This window comes from uncultured Anaerococcus sp., assembly GCF_937934665.1.
Lineage (GTDB): Bacteria > Bacillota > Clostridia > Tissierellales > Peptoniphilaceae > Anaerococcus.
Genome location: NZ_CALGYW010000142.1, coordinates 1 through 5621 on the forward strand (window position 1 = coordinate 1; position 5621 = coordinate 5621).

Consider the following 5621-nt stretch of genomic DNA (forward strand, 5'->3'; position numbering starts at 1 on the left):
TCGAGACGGCGCGTGGTTGGGTTTTTATAGAGGTGTTGACAATGCAATTTTATCTATTCTAGGAGTACATTTTTCTTAATTTCTTTATGGCTAGGGAGTGTCGATTTCTGATTGTTTTTGGGGAAAGGTATAGGAGCTGGGCGATTTTTTTGTCAGATAGGCCTTGCCAGTATTTTAGTTTTATAATTAAGACATCTTTCTTGTCTAAAGTCTTTATTTTGTCGTATAGGTCCTTGTAGGCTTCCTTGGTAAAAAATTCATCTTCTATATCGTCTTCGCTTTTTAGCGTATCTATTAGGCTTAGGTCATCGCCATAATCTTGGTCTAGGGAAGTAGGGAGGGGCTTTTTGGATTTGTCCCAAAAGTGGTAGTTGAGCCTGTGCTTGAGATAATTACCAAAAGTCCCTTGACTTTCATCATAGCTTAGGATGGCTTCAATAAGGACCATCTTGGCTTCGTCGATGGCTTCTTCTTTTTCAAAAGCATTAAATCTCCTAATAGTAGCATAGATTAATGGCATGTAATCGTTCATAATTCTTTCTGTATTTTCTATATTTATCATTATATAACCTCTTTTCATAATATTTATCTCGAGACTAGGTTTATAATAATACAAAACCAGGGAAATGTTTAATGGGATAAAGTGCTCACATTATAAAAATAATAGGCTAAAATTTTTTTATCTATAGATAACTCTATACTAAAGGTTTATAACAGAAAAAGGAATTATTTTATAATAGTAATGATGAATGTATAAGTAGGGCTGAGTTTGAATGAATGTAGGGGGTAGGTCTCCTCGAGCCTGCGGGCTAGACTACGGTCCGAAACGTGTGGAGGTCGATTCGAAGCTGCCTGTGGGTGTTGGGGATAGAAATATCCTAAATTATAAACATCTTATCAGTCAAAGCGCCATTCCGACAGAGTATCCGATAGGAGACGACGAGGAATCCTCTGAATGCGGGAGATGCGGATACGAAGGAGTTTTTATTGAGTTTTCTTTTTAAAATTCTGGTCCCTAAGTGGTGGGGTCCCTCCTCCACCTGCGGTGTCGTTCGGGACGGCGCAGTGGAAGTTCGGAAGATTTTTGGGAAGGGGAGTGTAGTAGAAAATTAAGCTTTAGATATTGCCAAATTGTTTGATTGGTGTTATAATGAGGATAGGAAAACGAAATCTAAAGATACTGGCGGGTGAGCTGGTTGATAATAAGGACTTTTGTTGATTGCTTTGTCAACATTGGTCCTTTTTTTTAAGAAATTTTATTTAGGAGAAGATTATGGGAAAAGTAAACGTCAACAATGAGATTAAGACTTTAAAAACTGTTATGCTTCACAGACCTGGGGAGGAGCTTTTAAATCTTACACCTTTCTTGCTTGAGGAGTTGTTATTTGACGATATTCCTGATTTGGCCAAGGCCCAGGCTGAGCATGATGAGTTTGCAAAAATACTTAGGAATAATGGAGCTGAGGTTGTTTATCTTGAGGATTTGATGACAGAAACTCTTGACGCGAATGAAGGCCTTCGAGATAGATTTTTGAGCCAATACCTGGAAGAAGCTGGTATTAATAACGAAAATCTCTACAAGGAAAGTGAGGCTCTTCTAAAGTCTATCAAGGATACCAAGACCTTTGTTGAAAAAACCATGTCTGGTATTACCCTTAAGGAAATAGGTGGTTTTAAAAATATTGACAAGATTGTTTCTAATGAGGCTTATACAGCTATTTATCCAATGCCAAACCTCTATTTTACCAGGGACCCATTTTCTTCTATAGCTAATGGAGTTTCTATAAATTGTATGCATACTAGGACTAGGTCTAGGGAAACTATCTATGCTGATTATATTTTTAAATACCACGAGGTTTATGGTGGAACCAAGGATTTTTATGGTAGAAATTCTGGACATTCTATAGAGGGTGGAGATATACTAAATATCAATAAAAACCTTGTAATGGTTGGTATCAGCCAAAGAACAGAGCTTGAATCTATTAAGCTTCTTGCAAATAATCTTATCCTTGCTGAGGATAATGATGTTAAGGAAGTTCTTGCTGTAAATATACCAGCTGAAAGAGCTTATATGCACCTTGATACTGTATTTACTCAAATAGACCACGATGCCTTTACCTATCATCCAGGTATCATGTCTACCTTCCATGCTTATCGCTTCACAGCTAGGGATGGGGAAATCGTAAGCGAGCAGCTTGATAAAAACCTTGAGGACTTGTTAAAGGATGCCCTCGGCCTTGACCATGTTAAGCTAATCCCTTGTGGAGGTGGTGATCCTATAGCAGCCCTTCGTGAACAATGGACAGATGGGTCAAATACCCTAGCTATAGCCCCAGGTAAGGTTGTAGTTTATGATAGAAATAATGTTACAAATGCTGTTTTGGAAAAAGAAGGCTATGAAGTTTTAAAACTAGACTCTTCTAACCTAACAGTAGGTAGGGGTGGTCCAAGATGCATGTCTATGCCACTTGTTAGAGAAGACTAATTTTGGGTATATAATTATTAGACACTTTTACAAGGAGGTTAGAATGGGATTTTTAAAGAAAATACTTGTTGCCAAAGGAAGTAAAGATTTGGCATCAAACCTTGCTGAAAGAACTTTTAAAAACAAAGGAAGAAGGAATAAGATGTTTGATAATAAATATAAAAATAAACCAAATATAGTTTCAAGAGTAGCAAAGGCTGCCTTTATGGTAGGAGCAGGTGCTTACTTACTAAAGAAAAATAAGGGTGAAGTCAAAGAAACAGTTGATGATGCTAAACAAACAGCAGGCAGAGCTAAAGAAAAAGCAAACAGAGCAAAAGATGACTTTATCGATGCCTTTAAGGGTGAAGATTTAGAATAGACCCAATAAAAATTAAGGAAAATCCGGTCAGATGGCCGGATTTTCCTTTTGGGAAATTTTGGGGGAGGCTTTTCAAATATGTTGGTCCTTTAGTGATGGGGTCCCTCGTTATATGAAAAGTATCCTTATCTATCTTGCGCCATTCCAACATATAGTTTACCTCGAGCGTAGTCGAGAGGAGGAATCCTATGAATGCTAGAGACTTATATACGAAGGGATTTTATTTTTTTATAAAGGTGTCTCAAATGTATGACCAGAGCTATGTTTGGGTGTACGTAGGAGGTCTCTCCACTACGGTCGAGACGTGTGGGGGCTGAGTTGGTTTCAAGGTAGTTGTTATCTATTGGATAATAAAAATCTTAAGACTTTGAGAAATAGTACGGATAGTCAACCCACATTTCGACTAAGTGAGTGAAACGAACGCATGGAGAAATCTCTGGCTACTTTTATAAAATTTATATGGTATGGGTGCTTGGATAATTTTAGATAAGAGAATTATTTTATAAAGGTGTCTCAAATGTATGACCAGAGCTATGTTTGGGTGTACGTAGGAGGTCCCTGCCTCAACGAGCCGGCGGGCTAGCCTACGGTCTGCCTCTGCATCAGTCCTTCCATCAATTTGTCTCCTTGAGCCGACGGGCTTGTCTACAAATTGGGATAGGGCTTCAGAAACGTGGTAGCTCAGAGTTAGTCTCAGTGAATATAAATTATCTTGCTATAAAAGTTAAAATTAAACTTTGATAGTTATAACGAAATTTAATTTCCTTGCTTTGACCAGAATGGAAAAACTTTTGGACGCATTTTATAATTAGTATGATAGGAAGATTATTAATTATTTTGGTATTGGGTAGTTTTTCGGTGATACATTTGAATATTTAATATTTGATTTATAAAGATTTTTAACTAAATAATAATTTTGATAATAATATGTTATAATATAATCATCTCCTAACAAAGGGGATGAGAATTATGGAGATATTAACGTATCTTTTGGAAAATTTATTTTTTCCTTTGTTAGTTGCTTTGATTATCAAATATGTCGAAAAACAAATTGATAAAAAAAGCGATAACAAGTAATTAAAAAAGACGGTAGCTGGCACTACCGTCTTTTTTAATCCTCATGGAGAATCTTAACGTATCTTTTTTCTTGGTTTCATCCAAGAGCTTTTTTTGATGGGATAAGAGGTAGCTTCTCTTATATTCATTATATCATTATTTGAGTTCTTTACAAGTTATAATCAGTTCTACATTTGTCTAATCAAGTGAGAATTTCCGAATATTCTGGTCCTTAGGTTATTGAGACCCTCCTCCACTTTTGGTGTCGTTCGGGATGACGCTGTGATTTTTTTGGTTAAAAATTAATTTTGACAAGGACATCTAAAAGAGTAAAATAAAGAGGATTTAAGGAAAAAAAGAAAGGAATGATTATGAACACAGAAAAGAAAATCTATCATATTGATGATAAGGTCCCAGTGAAACTTCTTTTGCCGCTTTCTTTGCAACATACTTTTGCAATGTTTGGCGCTTCAGTTTTGGTCCCTATTTTATTTCAAATTAATCCAGGTATTGTTTTATTAATGAATGGGATTGGTACTTTATTATTTATCTTAATTACTAAAGGCAAGGCACCTGCTTATTTGGGTTCTTCATTTGCATTTTTGGCTCCAGGAACAGCTATCATTGCAAAACAAGGATTTGAATATGCGCAAGGTGCCTTTGTTGTAGTCGGAATTTTAGGTTGTATCATGGCCTATATTATCTATAAGTTTGGAACTAAGTGGATTGACGTTGTTCTCCCGCCTGCTGCCATGGGTGCAGTTGTGGCCCTAATTGGTTTTGAGCTTGCTGTCAATACTGTTACAGGAGGGGCTATTGGAGCAAACCTTATGACTGATACAGCTGAGGCTAAGGACTTTGTAGTCTTTGGCATTACCCTTCTAACAGCTATTATCGGATCTGTTGCATTTAAGGGATTTTTCTCTACTATTCCAATTTTGATTGCCATAGTTGTTGGATATATAGCTGCGATATTTTTTGACATGGTGGATTTTACTCCGGTTTTAGAGGCTAAATTATTTACTATGCCAGAATTTCACCTAGCTAAGTTTAGTCTAGATGCCATCCTTGCTATGCTGCCTGTTATCCTTGTTATTACAAGTGAGCACATTTCCCATCAGGTAGTGACATCTAATATAGTAGACCGAGACCTAATCAAAGAGCCAGGTCTTCATAGGTCAATCTTTGCTGATAACTTCTCTACAGCCATATCAGGTCTTGTAGGGGGTGTGCCAACAACAACTTATGGAGAAAATATCGGGGTTATGGCTATTACCGGTGTTTACTCAGTCCAGGTAATAGGAGGTGCGGCAGTAGTGTCAATTATTATGGCCTTCTTTGGACCGCTTGCTGCCTTTATTTCAACTATTCCAGGCAATGTAATAGGTGGGGTGACCTTCCTTTTATATGGTATGATTGGTACTAGCGGAATCAGACTTTTGGTTGATGAAAAAGTTGACTACTCAAAGTCAATTAACCTTGTACTAACATCTGTAATCTTTATAGCAGGTCTGTCAGGTCTATCAATCAAGTTTGCTTCTATAGAGCTATCAGGCATGGTGCTAGCGTCAGTGGTGGCAGTTATCTTGTCCTTATTTATGACAGCCTTAAAGAAGTTTGGACTTACAAATGAATAGAAATGAAAAAGTCCCCTCAGAGGGGGCTTTTTGTAGTATGACGGGCATGTTCTAATGCTGGGGTGAAAATCCCTACAGAGCG

The 5621-nt window shown here is 37.2% G+C and carries 4 protein-coding genes; 3 read left to right on the plus strand and 1 reads right to left on the minus strand.

The window, feature by feature from the left end:
- Nucleotides 1–58 precede the first annotated feature (58 nt).
- Nucleotides 59–562, minus strand: a complete 504-nt coding sequence (locus tag Q0410_RS07330; protein WP_299035022.1) for a sigma-70 family RNA polymerase sigma factor — start codon at nt 560–562, stop codon at nt 59–61.
- Nucleotides 563–1273: 711 nt separating this feature from the next.
- Between Q0410_RS07330 and Q0410_RS07335 the strand changes: the two genes are divergently transcribed.
- From Q0410_RS07335 to uraA, 3 genes are all read left to right on the plus strand, one after another.
- The gene (locus Q0410_RS07335) at nt 1274–2485 is read left to right on the plus strand and encodes an arginine deiminase (protein ID WP_299035025.1); all 1212 of its coding nucleotides are present in this window, start codon (nt 1274–1276) and stop codon (nt 2483–2485) included.
- Between the two features lie 43 nt (nt 2486–2528).
- Nucleotides 2529–2846, plus strand: a complete 318-nt coding sequence (locus Q0410_RS07340) for a hypothetical protein (RefSeq protein WP_299035028.1) — start codon at nt 2529–2531, stop codon at nt 2844–2846.
- Nucleotides 2847–4273: 1427 nt separating this feature from the next.
- Nucleotides 4274–5539, plus strand: a complete 1266-nt coding sequence (gene uraA, locus Q0410_RS07345; protein ID WP_299035031.1) for a uracil permease — start codon at nt 4274–4276, stop codon at nt 5537–5539.
- The last annotated feature ends 82 nt before the right edge of the window (nt 5540–5621 follow it).